Origin of the sequence: Pseudomonas umsongensis (genome assembly GCF_012647205.1) — a bacterium.
GTDB lineage: Bacteria > Pseudomonadota > Gammaproteobacteria > Pseudomonadales > Pseudomonadaceae > Aquipseudomonas > Aquipseudomonas umsongensis.
Window position 1 is genome coordinate 4247807 of the sequence record NZ_CP051487.1, and the last position, 18034, is coordinate 4265840.

An 18034-nucleotide genomic window follows, 5' to 3' on the forward strand; every position below is an offset into this window, starting at 1 on the left:
GTTGGCGCACCCTGATGAATCTGCTGCTACCCGTCCTTGCCACGCTGATCTGGGCCGCCAGTACGGTGGTCAACCGTCTGTCGGTCGGGGTGATCGACCCCGCAGCCATTTCCTTCTATCGCTGGCTGACGGCGCTGCTGGTGTTGTCACCGGTGTTGTTGCCCAGGGTATGGCGCTTGCGCCGTCAGATTCGCCCTTATTTGGCCAAGCTGTGGCTGCTGGGATTGCTCGGCATGTCGCTGTACCAGTCGCTGGCGTATTTTGCGGCACACACCGTCAGCGCCACGTCGATGGGCCTGATTCTGGCGACCATGCCGCTGCTCACCGTGCTCCTGGCCTTCCCGGTGCTCAATACCCGGCCGACCACGACGTTACTGGTCGGCGCCCTGGTTTCGTTTGCCGGACTGGCCTGGTTGCTGGCAGCAGGCGACTTGTCTTCACTCTGGCAGCACGGGGTTGGGCAAGGTGAGTTGATGATGTTGGCGGCGTCGCTGTCGTACGCGCTGTATTGCGTGTTGGTGAAGCGCTGGCAGATTCCCCTGCCGACCTGGGAAAGCCTGTACGTGCAAATTATCTGCGGCACCCTGCTGCTGGTGCCGCCTTTCGTGCTGGCACCGTCGATAGCCCTGACGGCAAAGAACATCCCACTGGTGTTATTCGCTGGCCTGTTCGCCTCAGCGCTGGCACCCGGATTATGGATGCGCGGCCTGCAAACCCTCGGCGCAGAAAAAACCGCCGTGCTGATGAACCTGGTGCCTTTGTTTACCGCGGTGTTGGCGATTGTGCTGTTAGGGGAAACATTGCACCTGTACCACGCGGTGGGCGGCGGGTTGATTTTGCTGGGGATTGGATTGGCACAATGGAAACCCGCCCGGGTTTTGGCCCGGGCTGCGACCTAGGCGACCAGCAAGGTATCTCGCAACGTCTGCAAGCGTGCGGTGCTCAAGCCACTGAAACGCTGCAGATAGCGATCCAGGCCGCCATACTCGGCCTCGATCACCGCATAAGCGGCATTCAGATATTCAGGCCGGGCATCCACTACCGCATCGAGCGCCGCTTCGCTGACCTCCTGGCCAACCATACGGCTCACCGCATGACTCATCGTCTGCTGACGCTCGACACTCAACTGACTGAAACGCCGCGCCGAACGCAAATAGTCAGTCATGATGTGTTCCGGCGCGACGCCGAGGGCGTGCAACAGCAGCATGACCGCCACGCCGGTGCGGTCCTTGCCCGCCGTGCAGTGAATCAGCACCGCGCCCTTGCTTGCAGAAAACAACTCGAACAGTGCCGGCAACCGGGGCGCCAACATTCCCGGTAGCCGCCGATAAACTTCCAGCATCATGCCCCGTGCACCCTCCGCCACCGGATTATTCGCCAGCATGAGGGCAAGGCGTGGATCGGCCCGGACATCGCCTATGACCTCCAGGTGCAACTCCTGGATTGTGCTGTCGGGCAAGCGATTCGGGTAACGTTCACGCTCACCCGCGCTGCGTAAATCGCAGACGGTCTGCAACCCCAGGCGCTGAAGTGTCTGCCAGTCTTCAGCAGTCAGCCCATGCAACTGGTCTGCGCGCAAAAGAACATCGCCGCCAATGCGGCGACCACAATGGGAGGGAATGCCTTTCAAGCTGCGAAAGTTATCCGCGCCTTGCAGACGCAAATCTTCCTGGTTGACCACGCTCAACTCTCCAATAAATGTTGATACGCTTGCGTCAACGGCCTTGCGCCCTGCCCCAATATCGGTGTGCGGCGTGGCTTACGGCCGTGGGTTAACAAGCGCACAGTATCAAAATCTTCTGCGGCGGCGAAAAAACGCTCCACCATTGGCAGTCCGGCCTGCCCCCAATCATCCATGTTCGACATCCAGGTCTGCATCCCCCAGACCGGCCAACGCCGTACTTGTTCCCACGCCGCGTCCTGACCCAGCACGCCTTCGGCTCCCAGGCTAATCAGTTTTTCACGGTAAACACGCAGCAAACGCAGCGCTTCGGCGCGGCGCTCCTCCACGGTCAACGCGCCGAGCATGAAATAGGCGACATCGCGCCATGGCCGGCCACGTCGGGCCAGTTGCCAATCCAGCCAGATACGTTGACCGTCACTGCGCAAGAAACTATTACCCTGATGGGAGTCACCATGGATCAAACAACAGGGTGAAGTCTGCTCCAGTTCAAAAGCCGCCAATTCATCGAAGGCATGGCTAAACAACTCCGGTGACTCGTACATCCATTTCGGCAGCAGCTGCTGGTACTCGGGTTTACGCAGATTGACCTTGATGTAGTTGTACATGCGCAGCAGACCGTCGCTGTCCACCGGGTTGGCCATCGACACCGGCAACCAGCGCTGCTCCTGCAACTGCGGACTGTTCCAGGTAGCAGCATGCACCGTCGCCAGTGACTCGAGCCCCTGAGCAACACCGTCCACGCCAAGGTGATCGGTGCTATGACCAAATTGCCCGGCAGCCAGGCCGAGGTCTTCCATCATCACCACGCCTCGACCGCCACCATCGGCGTCCCAGTCGGTGAAAAAGGTGCTTGGCAATGGCGCATCGGTCCAGCCGCGCGCCAGATGATACAGGCGCGCTTCCAGCTCACAGATATCGCCGCTCTCGAAACCTTCGGACCAGTTTGACTTCAGGCACACATGCGCAGGAATACCCGCGCGCTGTCCGACCTCGTTCAACTCAAGCCTGGCGCGCAATTTGGTGGTGTGCCCGTTACGGATCTCCACCGGGGTCAACGCCAGGACCTCGATGCCTGGATAACGCGGCTGCAATAGCTGCGTGAGCCAGGCTGGGGAGATCTCACTCAGTTGCCGAGGCAATCGCCCGCTGCGCTGCGGGTATGGCCGCCCGGCGGCCATGTCCAGCAGGCTGTCCGTCACGGCGTCAGCACCCGGCCAGCGTTGGCCGGAACCTTGAGCTTGAGCAGTTCGATTGCGTTACCGCTGCGAATTCGCTCGCGATCTGTAGTGGACAGGCCCAGCCCCTCGGTCAGATCGCCATGGTCATAGGCACCACCAAAGTTGGTGCCGTACAACAGACGCTCCGCCCCAACCACCTCGGCGACGCCACGGCGCAGGCCTGGGGCATGCACGTCGAGGTCGAAATAGAAATTCTGCATGTAATCCATCAACGGTCGCTGGTTGCGCGAGTCAGGTGCCATCGCCCGATTGAGCTCGCTCAAGCGCCCCAACTGGAAAACCGCCATGCCACCGGCATGGGTGATGTAGGTTTTCAGGGTCGGGAAAACATCCAGTGCGCCGCCGCAGATCAGGTACCAGAAGAACAACGTTTCATCGACGCAATCACCCACGATCGAGGTGGTTTCGAACTTGTCGTCGGTGTGTTTTTCGCCCCAGTAGATCGACTGGTTGAAGCCGTGCACCATGATCGGCACATCCAGCTGTACGAGCTTTTCCCAAACAGGGAACAGGCGCTCATCGTGAGCTTCCAGGCCATTGAAATTGGCCCCGCCTACGCACACGCCCTTGGCCCCTAACTGAGTCACGGCGCGTTCGATTTCCTTGGCTGCGTTCAGTGGGTCCGCCAGGTTGGCGTGGCACCAGAAATCGAAGTGGTCGGGATCGGCCCGGCAAAATGCCGACAGCTCGTCGTTGCACAGGCGCGCGTATTCATTGGCGAAATCACCTGCCCAATACATGAAACAGTGGGACGGCGTGGACATCACCAATTTGTCGACACCCCGTTCGGCCATCAACTTGCGCCGGCTGGCGTGTGTCATGCGCGCGAGGAGGTTGGCCTGCGCCTCGGCGTCAGTAGCGGCTTTGGCCGGTTGCTTGGTACCGAGGGAAAAATGCCCCACGGTCAGCCCCTGCACCTTCATGAACGGCCCCCAGAACTCGTGGCGGTTCAGCATGCCCTCAGTGAGCAAGTGGGCGTGGACATCAATCAGCATGGCGTTCTCCTTGTTGTAATAAGCCAGCAGTCCGAACGCCTCATTTGACAGGGCGTTCGAACCGGTTTGAGGGATAACTGCACCGCCAATAATATAGACACTTTTTTGATATGTGTTCATTTATTATTGGAGTTAGAGAAGGTTTTTGGGGTGTACCTTGTGTGGAACTGGCCTTGGCGGATTGGAAGCACCTGTAGGAGCGAGCATGCTCGCGATGGAGGTCCAGACAATGCGTTCACCCAGACAGGGCGCGTTATCGTTGACGTCCATCGCGAGCAGGCTCGCTCCTACAGGGGTCGACTGTCAGGCCGCAACAAATGGATATGTACGCCAAAAGAAACCAGCAAAAAAAAGCGGCCCTCTCAGGCCGCAAATGCGTGTCCATTCGATGCAATCAGCGTTGCGTTTCCTGGGAAACAATCGATTCAGGTTTCATGTCGCGCTCCGACAGCGGTGCGTCGTGTACCCGGTAGCCGCCCTTGAGGCCGTCGTTGAGCAACGACCACATGCCCTTGTTGAAGTCATAACTGACGTTTTTCACTGTGTACGGAAGGTTTTTGTCGTACAACTGAACGCCGCTCTGGAACAGCGCGCGGTACAGCACCCCGCCCTGGTCCCAGGCGTCATACAAACCGGCACCAAAGGTGTCTTCGTCAAGGTAATAGGTGCGCTTGCTGTAGACGTGGCGTTTGCCCGGTTTCAGTGTCGCTTCCACTACCCACACCCGGTGCAGCTCCCAGCGCTCGCAGGCCGGATTGGCGTGGTGTGGCTGGAATTGCTCTTCCTGACCGCAGCTGAAGTAGAATTTGTAGGCGTTGTAGGGAATGTACATTTCCTTGCGGCCGACCAGCTTGTAATCGAAGCGGTCCTGGCTTCCGGAGAACATCTGCAACTCGTCGAACAGATTCACCCCGCCCTGGTTGGGTACCGGCGTGTCATAGGAGAATTCCGGTGCCAGCTTGATGCGGCGCATGCCTGGGGTGTAGCTCCACGCGCGGCGCGGCTGGACTTGCGGGTCGAGGTAGTCGGCGAGGATGATCAGTTGCCCGGCGCTACGAGCCGGGTAGCTGTCCGCCGCCCAGGCGCGGTAGTACAACTGCGGATCTCGATCAGCCTGTTGGACCTGGTAGTACGGGGCCTCCTCCATGGTGGCGGACTCCGCGGTCTTGGTCACCGAACCCCGGGAATCCACCACCCAACTGTTGGACGACGCAGTGGTGGTGTACCCCGTGCCCTTGTAGCGCAGTACCTGGTTCCAGATGACCTCGTTGCCGTTCTGCGGTAGCGGGAACGGCAATCCACCACGGCATGCCGGGTCGACGGCCAGACTGTCCTTGGTGGTGTGGCAATTGCTCGCGTTGCGCGTGGAGGCGTCGAGTATCGCTTGCGGGTACGCCGCGGTGCGGTGGCTCGGGTAGACATCCAGGTAGTAGTCGGGGAATTTGTTGAGCAGCATTTTTTGCCCGCCGCTCAACCGGTCGGCGAATTGCTCCATGTTTTTGGCGTTGATACGCAACAGCGGTTTTTCATCCTTGAACGGGTCGGCCCAGAACCCGCTGTCTGGCTTGAAGTCGGGCGGGCTCTGTCTCAGGCCACCGGTGTATGGGGGAATGCTTCCATCAGCATTACCCGCGATAATCGCGCCAAACGGCGTCAGGGTTTTACCGATTTGCGCAACCTGGTCGGCTGGTGCCGCAGCCTGACTGCAGGTGGCGATGCTCAACAGCGCCACTGCCCATGCAAATTGTCCTTTCATAAACAGGTACTCCGATTCTTGGCGTATTTAGATGGAGGTTTTGAAGGTAAAGGCCAGCCAGCCTCGGTCAGTTCCGCCCACGGCGCCGTTACCACCGACGGTGTCACCGGGAATGTTCTTGGACTGGGCATCGGTGTCGGAGTAACGCAGGCCGAATTCGTAACGCTGCGCATAGGTCATTTGCACACCGGCAGACCAGGTCAGTGCGCCTTCGTTACCGCCGCCGGCGCTGGCAGCGTTCCCTGACAAGCCATAATTGACGGTCAGCGGTACGGACATGTCCCAGGACGGGAATATCGACAGGTACTGCGGCGTGTAGTTGACGGCAATGGCGGCATAGTCGCGGGTCGAACAGCCGTCGCTCTTATCCCCTGAACCTGGCGTGCCCACACGAGGATCGACACAGTTAGGGCTGTTCTCACCCAGGTAAAGTTCTTCGTGCTCGGTCACTTTGCGCAGATGGCTATAGGCGAACTCGCCCACCAGCGTGGCGTTCTTGGAGATAAAGTTGCGTGGCACGCCGTACACGGCGTTGACGACAAAGTGGTAGGTATCGCCACGTGGCCCTTCGTTGTCAGTGGGATCGACGCCCACCGCGTTCAACGCACCGCTCTGACGATAAGAGATCTCGCTGCCTACCGACACGGTGTCGAGCACTGTGGAAAGACTCAGGCCGACGAGTTTGACGCCCCGTGGGTACACCAGGCGATAACTTGCGGTGGCGGCCGAGACTTCTGGCGCCAGCCAGGGTTGGTAGTCATCGAACTGGCGATAGTACGCTCCCAACGTCGATTGAATCGCCTCGACATCGTACTTGGCCATTACCCCCCAGTTGGCCGAGTCACGGCCGTACTTGGATCTCTCCCGGTTCAGGGAGAAACCTGGCGCTACCGGCAAGCGATCCGGGCCTTCGAAAAACGGGTCCGCCGCACCGAAGTAGGTACCGCCGTACGGAATGCGGGTGTAGTCCCACTCATAGAAATACTGCGCGGCCAGGGTCAGGTTGTCGGTAGCCTGGGCCTTGGCGGATATCTGCCCGATGGGCAAGAACACTTCCTTGGTTTCGATACCCGGACTGGTCACCGCCTTGGCACCATCGAGCGGCGCTTGCGAGTAGGAAATCGCATGGGCACCAAACAGCAAGCCCTCCCCCCAATAGTTGGTATGGCGGCCGACCTTGACGTTGACTGTGGCATCGCCCAGGCGCAGGTTCTTCCAGACAAAGGCGTCGAGTATTTCCCCCGACGGACCTTCGACGTAGCGTTTCACTTCCGAGCTGTAGCGGTCGTTGTAGTAGCTGGTCTGGAAGCCAGGGACGTTACTGTGCACATCATCGTTGTGATACGCCTGGTCATACCAGCCGGCGGCACTGAGTCGCGCGCCCCAATCCTTTTTGTAGGAAAAGTCGACTTCAGTCAGCAGGTCGAGACGGTTGGTGACGATGTCGTTCTTGTCGAACTTACCGTCCGATTCATCGTAGTTGGGGTTGTTCATGATGCGCCGGTCCTGCCCTTCCGTACGCATCCCCAGGGTGTAGCGCGCGGTATTATCCCAACGCAGATGAAAGTCCGGGTTGGTCAGTTCGATGGGCACCGCCATCGCCGTTCCACCGTAGCCGAACGCCAATTCCCCCACTGCCAGCAGTACCATCGTCCGCTGGGCTCGCATGCGCCCCTTTTTACTCATGTGTTTCATGCAAACCACCTTTTGTTTTTATTGTCAGTCGTTCCGTCTGCGTCCCGGTTGCAGGACGCTCTGGCTAGTGCCCGATGGGGTAGATGATGGATTTTTCCTGGGTGAACTCTTTGAGCCAGTTGGGTCCGAACTCGCGGCCCAGGCCTGATCGCTTGAAGCCTCCGATCGGTGCATAGGGCAGGCTGCCGCTGCCGCCATTGAGGTACACGCTGCCAGCACGAATGCGCCGGGCCAGGGCGTAGGCCGTTGCTGCATCTGCCGAGGCCACCGCGCCATTGAGGCCAAAGCGCGAATCGTTGGCGATGGCCACGGCCTCGTCGTCGCTGTCGAAGCCGATCACCACCCCCACCGGCCCGAAGATTTCCTCCTGGGCGATGAGCATGTCGTTGCGCACGTCATCAAACAGGGTGATGTCGCTAAAGAAGCCCTGGCGCAGATGTGCAGGTCGCCCTCCGCCACACACCAGCGTGGCCCCGGCATCGCGGCCGCTGGCAATGAAATGCTCGACCTTGGCGCGCTGCGACGCCCGAATCAGCGGGCCCATCATCACGCTCGGGTCCGCCGGATCGCCGACTTTCCATTGCCCTGCAATCGCCTTGGCGCATTGCACAAATTGCTCGCGAACCGAGTGGTGCACCACAAAGCGCGTCAGCAACGCACAACCCTGCCCCGCGTTGACCGCCAGACCGGCGACGGCGCCCAGGGCGGTGGCCTGAATGTCGGCGTCGGCACGTACGATCAAGGCCGATTTCCCACCCAGTTCCAGGTGCACGCGCTTCAGGGTCGGCGCCGCCTGGCTCATGATGCTGACCCCCACCGCTTCGGAACCTGTGAACGACACCATGTCCACCCGTGGATCGCTGCTCAACAGGCTGCCGACATCAATACCGCCGGTGACAATGTTGAGCACGCCCTTGGGCAAGCCAACCTCTTCGGCGATCTGACCGAACAGCAATGCCGAGTACGGGGTAAATGGCGAAGGTTTGAGCACCAGGGTGTTGCCGGCCAGCAAGGCCGGAAATACCTTGGCCAGGTTCAGCAGAAACGGAAAGTTGTAGCCCGTGATACCGGCCACCACGCCAATGGCCTCACGTTCCACTGTGCCGCTGCCGAGAATCATCGGCCCCGTCGGGTTGAATGGATTGGGATTGGCCTGCACCGGAATCTGAACGCTGTCGCTGTGCAGCGACTGTTCGATAGCGGTCAGTACATGGCCGAGTGGCATATCCACCTGCATGGCGTAGGTCACGCCTTGCGAGCAACCAACCTCAGCGATGATCAACGCAGCGATCTGCTCACGCTTTGCCACCAGCGCGGCATGCATGCGCCGCAGATAACCGGCACGCTCGGTCATGCTCAGCCACGGCCAGGGGCCGTTGTCAAAAGCGTTACGTGCAGCGGTAATGGCAGCATCGGCGCTGTGCAGATCACCTGTCGGCGCATGACCAATCACAGCTTCAGTGGCCGGGTTGAGCACGGCTTCGCGCGGGCCGTCGACACCCACCCACGCGCCATCGATGTACAGCTTGTCCAACTGGGTAAAGGGAACACTCATGGTGCTGGAGCTCCTGAGATCTTACCGGTGATAAGTTCAGCGGCGCGCATGGCAATGGCCATGGCCGGAGCGTTGGTGTTGCCGGAAACCAGGCACGGCATCACCGAGGTGTCGACCACTCGAAGGCCCTCGACGCCACGTACGCGCAGTTGAGGGTCGAGTACTGAGGCGCTATCGCCCCCCATGCGGCAGGTGCCGGAGACGTGGAAGGCGGTCTGGCCATACCGGCGGAACGCGGCAAGAATTTGCTCGTCACTTTCCACCTGCGGCCCCGGTGTCAGTTCACCGACGATGAACGGCTTGAGGACCGGCTGCGCGGCGAGACGGCGGAACCAGCGAAACAAGGCAATCGCCGAGGTGCGATCGATCTCGGCACTCAAGTAGTTGGCGTTGATCCGCGGCGGTACCGACGCATCCGTCGATTGAATACGCACCTCTCCCTGGCTCTGTGGGCGCAGGAAATAGCCGCCAATGGTCAGGCCGGGGTGCTTGTCGATTTCGACCTTGTTGCCATCGCCGTCCATGGAGTAAAGGCTGACGCCGATTTGCGCATCCGGACGATCCAGCTCCGGGCGGGTCTTGATAAAGCCGCCGGCCTCGTGGGCAGCATGGGTCATCGGCCCTTTCTTGCGCAGAAAGTACTGCGCCACCGCGCCCAGCAAACCCACCCCATGGAAGCAATGGTTGAAACTGCCCCGGGTGACCCGATACTGCATGGCCATGTACACGTGCTCACGCAGGTTGCGGCCCACCTCGGGTGCGTCTTGCACTACCGTGATGCCCAGAGAGTTCAACAGCCCGGCCGGACCGATACCGGACAGTTGCAACAGCTTGGGCGACTCGATGGCTCCGGCGCACAACAACACCTCGCGACGCACCTGGAAGCGGGCCAGGCCGGCAGCACTGCCACTGACGTTCACGGCACAGGCGCGGCGTTTGCTGAACTCGATGCGTTGCACGTCGGTGCCGGTCATTACCGTCAGGTTCGGTCGTGCGCGCACCGGGTCGAGGAAGGCTTTAGCGGCACTGAAACGCTGGCCCTTCCAGGTGGTTTGCGGTTGGTAGCCAAAGCCACCCTGGCTGACCGAGTCGACATGATTGGTGTCCTCGGCGCGCGCCACGCCAAGCTTGCCGGCAGCGCTGATGACCGCATCGCACAGAGCATCGCCAGACGGGTGCACGGTGACCTTGAGCGGGCCACCGACACCGCGCCATTGGCTCTTGCCCAGTTGGTGGTCTTCCAGGGCAACGAACTGCCGGCCCATGTCTTTCCAGCCCCAACCCGTGCAGCCTTGTGCTTCCCAGTTGTCGTAGTCGGCGGGTGCACCCCGCACATAGACCATGCCGTTAACCGAGCTGGAACCGCCAATGGTCTTGCCCTTTAACCACTGCTCGTCGCTCATGCCCTCACCGCGTTTGGCCTTGTAGCTCCACACATGAGGGTTGCCTGGGTTAAGCAGTTTGCCGATGCCACGGGGCATGGCGATCAATGGGCTGGTGTGATCCGGGCCGCTCTCGATCAGCAGTACTGAAACGGTCGAGTCTGCCGACAATCGATTGGCCAACACACAGCCTGATGACCCCGCACCAATGATGATGTAGTCGTAGGTTTTGCTCATTGTTGTTCTTCTTTTGCTGGTTGCTGTAAACCTTCGAACGCCGCAGCCCCAAGGCAGCCGTTACCGGGGTTCGGCGGGCGTATCGCGAATCTCGATCACCCGTTCCGGACAGGCCCGGGCACCCCGCTGAGCGAGGCTTTCCTGCCCCTGCGGTACGCTGAAACCAGTGCTCGCGATGTAGCCGTTGTCATCGAGTGGATAGAGCGCGGGCGCAACGTTGTTGCAGCGGGCATGGCCCACGCAGCCGGGTTTGTTGATCAGCACCTTCATGCGCTGGCCGCCTTTTCGCTCAAGGTGTTTGCTGTTGCAGCAGGCAGGTCCCACTGCAAGTGCAGATCTTCCATGCCGAACACGCCGAAGGCATTGAACCTGGGCGTGCTGTTGTCGGCGATGCGAAAAGCTGGCAACCGTTGCAGCCACAGCTCCATGGCGATACGCAGTTCCCGGCGCGCCAGGTGCGAGCCGACGCAGCGGTGCACACCATAGGAAAACGCCATGTGCGGCGATGCACCGGCACTACGCTGGAAGTCGACTTTGTCGGCCTCGTCGAACACTTCAGGATCAAGGTTGGCCAGTTCGGTGCTGATCAACACCATGTCGCCCTTCTTCATCATGACTTCGCCGATCTGCACGTCGCAGGTGACCGTGCGGCGCATGTTGACGATGGAGTACGAGCGCAGCAGTTCTTCTACCGCGTCGCCGATCAATTGAGGGTTGGCCCGCAGTTGCGCCTGTTGCTCGGGGTTGCGCGCCAAATGGCGGAAAAACAGGCCCAGGCAGGAGGTCACGGTGTCCAGGCCGGCGATGAAGATCAGGAAGTTGATGCCGAGCATTTCATCGTCGGTCAGCGGCCGGCCATCGATCTCGCTGGTCAGCAAATAGCTGGTGAAGTCATCGCCGGGGTTGGCGCGACGCTCAGCGATGTGGTTGCGAATCCAGGTGGTAATGGCCCGCGCGTTGTCGGTGACCGTTTGCATGTCGAAGCTTTTGATCAGCGTCTGGGTCCAGTGCTGGAACAGCGGCCGGTCTTCCAGCGGCCAGCCCATGAGGGTCAGGAAAATCAAGGTGGGAAAAGGTTTGGCGAACGCTTCGTTGAAATCGCAGCGGCCTTGGGCGATCACTTCGTCAATCAATTGATTGGCCAATTGGCGAATGTCCTGCTCCAGCGCCTCGACCTTTTTGGGCGTGAACAGCGGGTTGAGCAGTGCGCGGTACTTGCCGTGTTCCGGCGGATCGATTTCCAGTGGCGCCAGGCGCCAGCTTTCACCGAGCAGCATCGCATAGGGTGTGAGGCCGACGCTGCTGAAGGTTTGTGGGTCTTGCAGAATGCGTCGCAAGTCCTCGGCGCGCCGAGGTACCCAGGTTCCCGGTAAGAAGCCCAGGCGCGGAATCCAGAAAATCGGCGGGGTCGTCTGGTGCAGTGCGGCCGCCCAGGCATAGGCGTTTTCGCCCTGGGCGGTGAGTTCCGCCCACAGATCAAAGTCACGTACCAGGTACATGGGGATATGCGCGGGAACTGGCGTAGACGTTTCAGCGGGGTGGTTCATTATTGTTCTCCAGGGTCTCTGACGGACTGGAGAAACGGTAAGGCCGCAGGGAAAAAGCCACAACGAACAGAACCGCGAATCTGTTCGGCACACAAGGAATTCATTAACACTTTCGGTGAAAATGTTCTAAAAGTAATCTTGCCGGTATGAAAAACTCTCTGTCACTGTTGACCGATCACCGCCGGGCAGCCCCACGCCCGGCGCCAAGACACTAATAAAAAAAAGCTCTGCCGAGGTACAGAATGTCTCACTTCGCTTGCGTGCAAACAGCCGATAAAAGCCACTCCGGACAACGCCACGCGTTGCGTTCTCAACGCACCCGGGAGTTGCTGCTGGACCACATGTATCGCCTGGCTCTGGAAAAGGGCTACGACGGGGTCACCGTGCAGCAATTGCTGGACAGTACGGGGGTTGCCCGCTCCACCTTCTACGCGCACTTTCGCGACAAGGAAGATTTGATCGTTGCCGGGTACGAAGCCATTGGCATGCCCTCGATCAAGGTCACCGAAGTAGGTGGCGACCGTCGTGTCCTGCTGGATGTGTCGGCCTGGCTGTTCAGCGCTACCGAACGTCATGCGGCGCTGACGACGTCTTTTTTCAGCGGTCCCGGCCAGAGCGTGATTCTCGCCCACCTGGAAAATATCCTGATCATCCAGGTACGGGAACACTACCGAAAACAGGGCCTGTATCAGCTCGAACAGATGCGTGGCGAAGCAGCGGTACGCTGTTTCGTGGGGGCCTTGATCGGGCTGTGGCTGTGGTGGGTACGCCACGACTATCCGAACTCGGCGCAAGAAATGACCGAGACCTTCGACAGCCTGATGAACAATGGAACCTGGCCGCCTGCCAACAACGCTTGGGAGTAGCGGCGTCACGATGCGCAAGCCATGATCAGAAACTGCCGGAACGTCAAACAGTGATCCGGCAGACAGATCAAGTCGGCCCCCAATACACCCGGCAAAATGGCACCGCCCCTGTCTGCATCCCGCACACGACAGTGCTCAATGAGCTATACCAAAATCTCCCGTACTACTTTTTTGGAGCACAGGAGATTTATCATGAATCTGAAAAATCAATCGGCCGCTCTGATGGCCACTGTGATGATGCTCGGCTGTACGCATTCATCAAACCAGACAGTGACCATTCCTTTGCTTGCTACGCCACAGAACACCGGCGAGATTGCCAATACGACATTGGCCAACCAGGGCAATGAGACCGCCTTTACCTTCATCATCGGCGGGGTTCCAAGCGGAACCCTCAGTCCCTTGAACCTCTATACGTCCATCCATAAAGGCAGCTGCAAACAACCCGGGCCCGTTGCCTACACAATGAATGACCGGATCAACACCAGCCGTATTTCAGATATCGGTGGCTGGACCTATTCACGAAGCGCGCCTGTCGCCATGTCAGAACTGTTTTCCACCGGCTACTCAGTGGTTGTGACAACCACGCCGGCCGATGGCAACGTCGATATTTTCTGCGGAGATATCAAGCAAGCAGCGAATTGAAATTGCGATACCACCCCTGAATTCTGTCCTCTGCGAAGACGCAAAAAAGCCCATCTGTGTTGCAGTATCTGAATATCCAATACCACTGCACAGTTTTCGCGATTTACGATCCCCTCCTCACTCGACTCCGGCAAGTAGCCAGTCAACGCTGCGCGCCAGCTGCAAGGCTACGAAGCGCAGGCCATGATCAAAAACTGCCGGAATGCCTGGGCCGATGCTGACAAACGGGTATCTGGCAGCCAGATAAGTCCGAGCTCCATGGGGGGAATCACGTCTACCAGCGGGCGGATTTCAATTTTCTTGCCCTCCAGGGACCAGGCCCGGTAGACCATGTCCGAGAGAATGGTCACGCCGAAACCATGACCCACCAACCCGCGCAATGCCTCCATGGATGAGGTGCGAAAAGCCACCTTGGGCGCCAGTCCACGGGATTCCCAGTAGCGCGAAGTCGAAGCCTCCCCCTCATCGACCGTGGCGAGGATATAGGGGTGCTCGGCGACGTCTTCGAGATTGATCGAGGTGGCGGACATCAAAGGGTGCTGACTGGCCAACCAGAGTTGGCGGCGAGAACGAATCAGAACCTGGTGAGCGAACCCCTGCAGGTTTGGTGTGTTGGAGACTATCGTCAGGCCCAGGTCGAGATCGCCATTGCCCAGGGCTTCCTCAATGCTGTGACGGTCCATGTCGATCAGGTCGATCTCAACCTGAGGGTAGCTACGTTTGAAGCGCGCCAGCAGCGCAGGCAGAAAATAGCCCAGCACCGTGTAAGAGGCGCCCACACGTACGGTGCCTTGCATGGCGTGACCGAGAAAAAGCGGTTCACTGAGAGCGTCCTGCAGGGTGTCGAGGATGTGCCGCGCATGCTGGGAAAACTTGTTGCCTTCAGCGGTCAGTGACACGCCATGGGGCAGGCGGTCGAACAGGCTGACGCCCATGGACTGTTCCAGATGCAACACGGCCGCAGTGATCGCCGACTGCGATACATGTGCCTTCAGCGCCGCTTGGGAAAACTGTCCGGCGTCCGCGGCGGCGACAAAATAACGCAGCTGGCGCATTGAAATATCTCTGCCCTTTGTCATCTGATTTTCTGATACCTACCGTCTGAATATATGAAACAGCCTGGTCCACAGCCTCGCTACACTCGAGACCGGGTAGCTGCTTTGCCGTAACGCCACCCTTCGAATTTCAGCACCAACAATAAAAATGGCTGAAGGTTGAAAAATGAACGCGATCCACTACAGCGAGTACGACTGTGAAGCGTCAGGCAATTTTCTGACCGAAGCTTCACTGGCCAAACAAGGCTTCGATCTGCGCGTTGAACAGGCGCAATGGTCGTGCTCCGGCACGGCCCTGATTGAAACCGGTAACAGTTGCCTGATACGCCTGATGCTGCCTGCCAGTGATCAGAGCAAGCCTAACTGCGGCAGTTTCCCCAGCCACGGCGCGCGTGAATTCCAGCCCTTGGGCAAACTGCTGTTCATTCCCCATGGCACCGAATTCCATCTACGCCACGATGCCTGCAAGCAAAAGGCCCTGGTGTGCCTGTTTGATCCATCCTCCCTCGGCGCCCTGGGCAGTTATCGCTGGAACTGGAAGGAGAACGTCAGCGAAGCCATGCTTGACCTGCAGAGCGGCTACCTGCACGCGTCCCTGCAACGTCTGGCCGAAGAGGTGAGCAATCCCGGTTTCGCCAGCGAATTGCAAACCGAGTGCCTGCTTACCAGCATTGCCCTGGACCTGCGCCGCGAGTTCATCGACGCTCCCGTCGATGCCGCCGCTCCCTCACCCGACACTGAAAAACTCAGCCCTCGCCAATTCAACATCCTGCGTGAACTGCTCGATACCACGAGCGACGAAGGCCACTCGCTACGCCACTTGGCACAGGCCTGCGAGCTGCCGTTGCGAACGCTGTCCAGTCGTTGCAAAAACACGACGGGCATGACCTTGCGCCAATACGCTGCGCAACATCGCCTGCGAAAAGCCATGGCGCTGTTGGCCGACCCACGGTTACTGATCAAACAGGTTGCCTATCAGGCCGGCTTCAACAATGCCGCAGCCTTCAGTGCCGCATTCCGCAAAGAACTCGGCCTTACACCCGAAGAGTTTCGCCATCAGCGCCAGCGCTAAAAGGCACCCGGACAAGGGCACCTTTTAGCGACAGGGGTTTCAACGACGAATCGTGGCAGTGATTTTTGCGTGTGGCCCATTGACCTGCGCGGCCCAGGCTTCAGCCGCCTGATCGAGTGTGAAATCCAGGTAGTCCACCTGGATCTGCTGCTCTTTGGCGATCTTCAGCAGACGCAGCCAGATTTGCTCACGGTCTGCTGGCGGGCGCTGGCCGGTGCCGATGCACGACAAGTTGCGGAACAACAGATCGGCAATATCCAGATTGAGCTGGCGTCCAGCCCCCGTGCCAATGGTCACGATACGGGCGCCCCAGTTGGTGGCTTTCAGAGACGTCAACATGGGTTGACCGCACACGAGGTCCAGCACCACGTCAAAGCCACCATCGGCCGCGTCCTTGAGTGCTGCGACATCATCGCTACCGCCTAGTGTCACCACCTCATCGGCCAGACCCCGCGACTTCAGACGGCCCAATGCTTCGCCCGAGCGCGCAGCACCGACCACCTTGCCCGCACCCATACCGCGCGCCAGTTGCAAGGCGATCTGGCCGAGCGTCCCGGTCGCGCCCAAAATCAGGACTTTTTCACCCTTCTGGATCTCGGCTTTTTCCAGTGGAACGATGGCACCGGTAGCCGCAATGCCCATGCTGATTGCGGTTTTATCGTCGACATCGTCCGGCACATTCCACACTTCGGCTTGCGGCACCAGGGTGCGCTCTGCCCAGGCACCAAATGGCAGCACCGAGCGTTCCCCGAAATACACCCGACGGCCATCCGGCGCACGGCCTACGCCTTCGCCGCGAATGACACAGGGGTATTCCACACCGAGACGGTAGGCGCCGAGTACATCCCAGCCCCCCAGGCCAGCGGTATCGACATCGATCAGTACCGCGCCGTCTTGCGGCTTCGGCTCACGAAACTCGTCGACGACCGGCAGCGCATTGCGCTCGGAAATAATTGCTGCACGCATGGCATTCTCCTTGTCTGTTTTATTTTAAGGCTGCACTTAGAGCGGTAGTTGAACACAATTCAATTATTTGTCCATATGCTTCCGTCGAAATTGCCCTAACTGGTCACCAATGACTGAGCCTGATAACGCGGATACCCACCCAACGTCAGGAGAAGCAAGGGGCCGACGACAAAGCAGATGAAACTGAACAACAGCATGGCCGAGTAGCCACCGGTCAGCTTGAACAGCCCCGCAAACAGCAATGGCGAGATCGCGGCACCGGCGGTAATCAGGCCCAGATGGGCACCGAACAAGCGACCGTAGTCGCGCATGCCGAAGAAGCGGGCGATCAGGAATGCCGCGATATCAAACTCGGCGCCCGCGCCAACGCCCACCAGCAATGTGGCGAGGGTGTACAGGGCAATGCTGGAGTCGCCATAGGCGAAAATGCCGCAGGCAAATGCCGGCATCAAAAGCGCCAAAGAGGCGACACCGGGGGCCCACAACCGGTCAATCAGGTAACCCACCAGCAACCGGCCGAGAATCAGCGATACGCCAAAACTGCTGAAAACCTGGCTGGCCTGCAGGGCGCTCAGGCCTCGATCCTGCAGCAATGGCACGATATTGGTGACCATGCCCACCACGCAGGACACCACCAATGTCATCGACAGGTTGCACACCCAGAAGCGCCACGAACGCAGCGCCTCGCGCAACAGCAACCCGCCGGATCGTTCGCCGGCGACCGCAAGTGGTGCTGTGCTGTGGCTGACGACAGCGGTCGGCATTAACCAGCGCAATGCCAAAGGCAATGCCAGCAGCACCGGCAACACGCCCAATGCGATAAAACCCGCCTGCCAACTCCAGCGGCCGATCGCCCAGGCGGTGATCAGCGGGAACATGATGGCCGCGAGCCCGGAGCCGCTGAGGATGATCGCCAACGCCAGGCCCCGGTTTTCCTCAAACCACAGGTTGACCAAGTGTGACCAGGTCACCTGCAACGTACCCAGCCCGGCCAGTGGCACCAGGAAAAAACCCAGGTAGAGGGTCCAGATCGAGCCACCGATACAGGTCAGAAGGAAGATGCTGAGGGACAACGCCAACAGCGACAGCAACGTGATCAGGCGTAGGCCAAATCGCAAATTGAGCCAGCCGGCCAATTGCGACGCGACAATGGTACCCAGCGACAGTGCGGTGATCGCCGCCTGTAACTCCGCCCTGCCCCAACCCATGGCCTGTTCCAGGGGAATAACCATGGAGCTGAAGCTGTACAGCAGCAACGAACTGGAACTGGTGGCGACACCCACGAGAGCCAGAATCAGCACCCTCCAACCGCGTTTGAATTCTGCGTTATCAAAGCCTTTCATG

General features: G+C 59.6%; 16 protein-coding genes. 4 read left to right on the top strand and 12 right to left on the bottom strand.

What is annotated here, in order from left to right:
• Window positions 1-14 precede the first annotated feature (14 nt).
• Window positions 15-899, top strand: coding sequence for a DMT family transporter (locus HGP31_RS19120; protein WP_057715117.1), 885 nt, complete (start codon window positions 15-17; stop codon window positions 897-899).
• Here HGP31_RS19120 and HGP31_RS19125 read toward each other — a convergent pair.
• The 9 genes from HGP31_RS19125 to HGP31_RS19165 form a co-directional block, all read right to left on the bottom strand.
• Window positions 896-1681: a tyrosine-protein phosphatase gene (locus HGP31_RS19125; protein WP_168758422.1), complete on the bottom strand. Its 786-nt coding sequence runs from the start codon at window positions 1679-1681 to the stop codon at window positions 896-898. The two genes, HGP31_RS19120 and HGP31_RS19125, sit on opposite strands and share 4 nt — an antisense overlap.
• Before the next feature lie 2 nt (window positions 1682-1683).
• Window positions 1684-2883, bottom strand: a complete 1200-nt coding sequence (locus HGP31_RS19130) for a phosphotransferase (RefSeq protein ID WP_168758423.1) — start codon at window positions 2881-2883, stop codon at window positions 1684-1686.
• A complete protein-coding gene (locus tag HGP31_RS19135) occupies window positions 2880-3917 on the bottom strand; it encodes an amidohydrolase family protein (RefSeq protein WP_168758424.1) in 1038 nt (345 codons plus the stop codon). Before HGP31_RS19135 ends, HGP31_RS19130 begins: the two co-directional genes overlap by 4 nt.
• Before the next feature lie 394 nt (window positions 3918-4311).
• Window positions 4312-5673: a DUF1329 domain-containing protein gene (locus tag HGP31_RS19140; RefSeq protein ID WP_168758425.1), complete on the bottom strand. Its 1362-nt coding sequence runs from the start codon at window positions 5671-5673 to the stop codon at window positions 4312-4314.
• A gap of 27 nt (window positions 5674-5700) precedes the next feature.
• Window positions 5701-7368, bottom strand: coding sequence for a DUF1302 domain-containing protein (locus tag HGP31_RS19145; RefSeq protein WP_168758426.1), 1668 nt, complete (start codon window positions 7366-7368; stop codon window positions 5701-5703).
• A gap of 64 nt (window positions 7369-7432) precedes the next feature.
• Entirely contained in the window at window positions 7433-8923 is a 1491-nt protein-coding gene (locus HGP31_RS19150) for an aldehyde dehydrogenase family protein (protein ID WP_168758427.1), read from the bottom strand.
• A complete protein-coding gene (locus HGP31_RS19155) occupies window positions 8920-10542 on the bottom strand; it encodes a GMC family oxidoreductase (RefSeq protein ID WP_168758428.1) in 1623 nt (540 codons plus the stop codon). The genes HGP31_RS19150 and HGP31_RS19155 overlap by 4 nt, the downstream gene beginning before the upstream one ends.
• A gap of 60 nt (window positions 10543-10602) precedes the next feature.
• Window positions 10603-10812, bottom strand: a complete 210-nt coding sequence (locus HGP31_RS19160; protein ID WP_168758429.1) for a ferredoxin — start codon at window positions 10810-10812, stop codon at window positions 10603-10605.
• A complete protein-coding gene (locus tag HGP31_RS19165) occupies window positions 10809-12089 on the bottom strand; it encodes a cytochrome P450 (protein ID WP_168758430.1) in 1281 nt (426 codons plus the stop codon). Before HGP31_RS19165 ends, HGP31_RS19160 begins: the two co-directional genes overlap by 4 nt.
• A gap of 242 nt (window positions 12090-12331) precedes the next feature.
• Here HGP31_RS19165 and HGP31_RS19170 point away from each other — a divergent pair, with 242 nt between their 5' ends.
• Window positions 12332-12955 carry a TetR/AcrR family transcriptional regulator gene (locus tag HGP31_RS19170; RefSeq protein ID WP_168758431.1) on the top strand — a complete coding sequence of 208 codons (624 nt, stop codon included), beginning with the start codon at window positions 12332-12334 and terminating at the stop codon, window positions 12953-12955.
• Window positions 12956-13147: 192 nt separating this feature from the next.
• Window positions 13148-13597: a hypothetical protein gene (locus HGP31_RS19175; protein WP_168758432.1), complete on the top strand. Its 450-nt coding sequence runs from the start codon at window positions 13148-13150 to the stop codon at window positions 13595-13597.
• A 167-nt stretch (window positions 13598-13764) separates the two neighbouring features.
• On the opposite strand, the gene HGP31_RS19180 is transcribed toward HGP31_RS19175, so the two are convergent.
• Entirely contained in the window at window positions 13765-14676 is a 912-nt protein-coding gene (locus HGP31_RS19180; RefSeq protein WP_033043238.1) for a LysR family transcriptional regulator, read from the bottom strand.
• Between the two features lie 142 nt (window positions 14677-14818).
• On the opposite strand from HGP31_RS19180, the gene HGP31_RS19185 reads away from it, so the two are divergent.
• A complete protein-coding gene (locus HGP31_RS19185) occupies window positions 14819-15724 on the top strand; it encodes a helix-turn-helix domain-containing protein (protein WP_168758433.1) in 906 nt (301 codons plus the stop codon).
• A gap of 39 nt (window positions 15725-15763) precedes the next feature.
• Here the strand turns inward: HGP31_RS19185 and HGP31_RS19190 are convergent, their stop codons facing one another.
• Both HGP31_RS19190 and HGP31_RS19195 read right to left on the bottom strand, forming a co-directional pair.
• The gene (locus HGP31_RS19190; protein ID WP_168758434.1) at window positions 15764-16690 is read right to left on the bottom strand and encodes a quinone oxidoreductase family protein; all 927 of its coding nucleotides are present in this window, start codon (window positions 16688-16690) and stop codon (window positions 15764-15766) included.
• A 95-nt stretch (window positions 16691-16785) separates the two neighbouring features.
• Window positions 16786-18033, bottom strand: a complete 1248-nt coding sequence (locus HGP31_RS19195; RefSeq protein WP_168758435.1) for an MFS transporter — start codon at window positions 18031-18033, stop codon at window positions 16786-16788.
• Window position 18034: the final 1 nt, after the last annotated feature.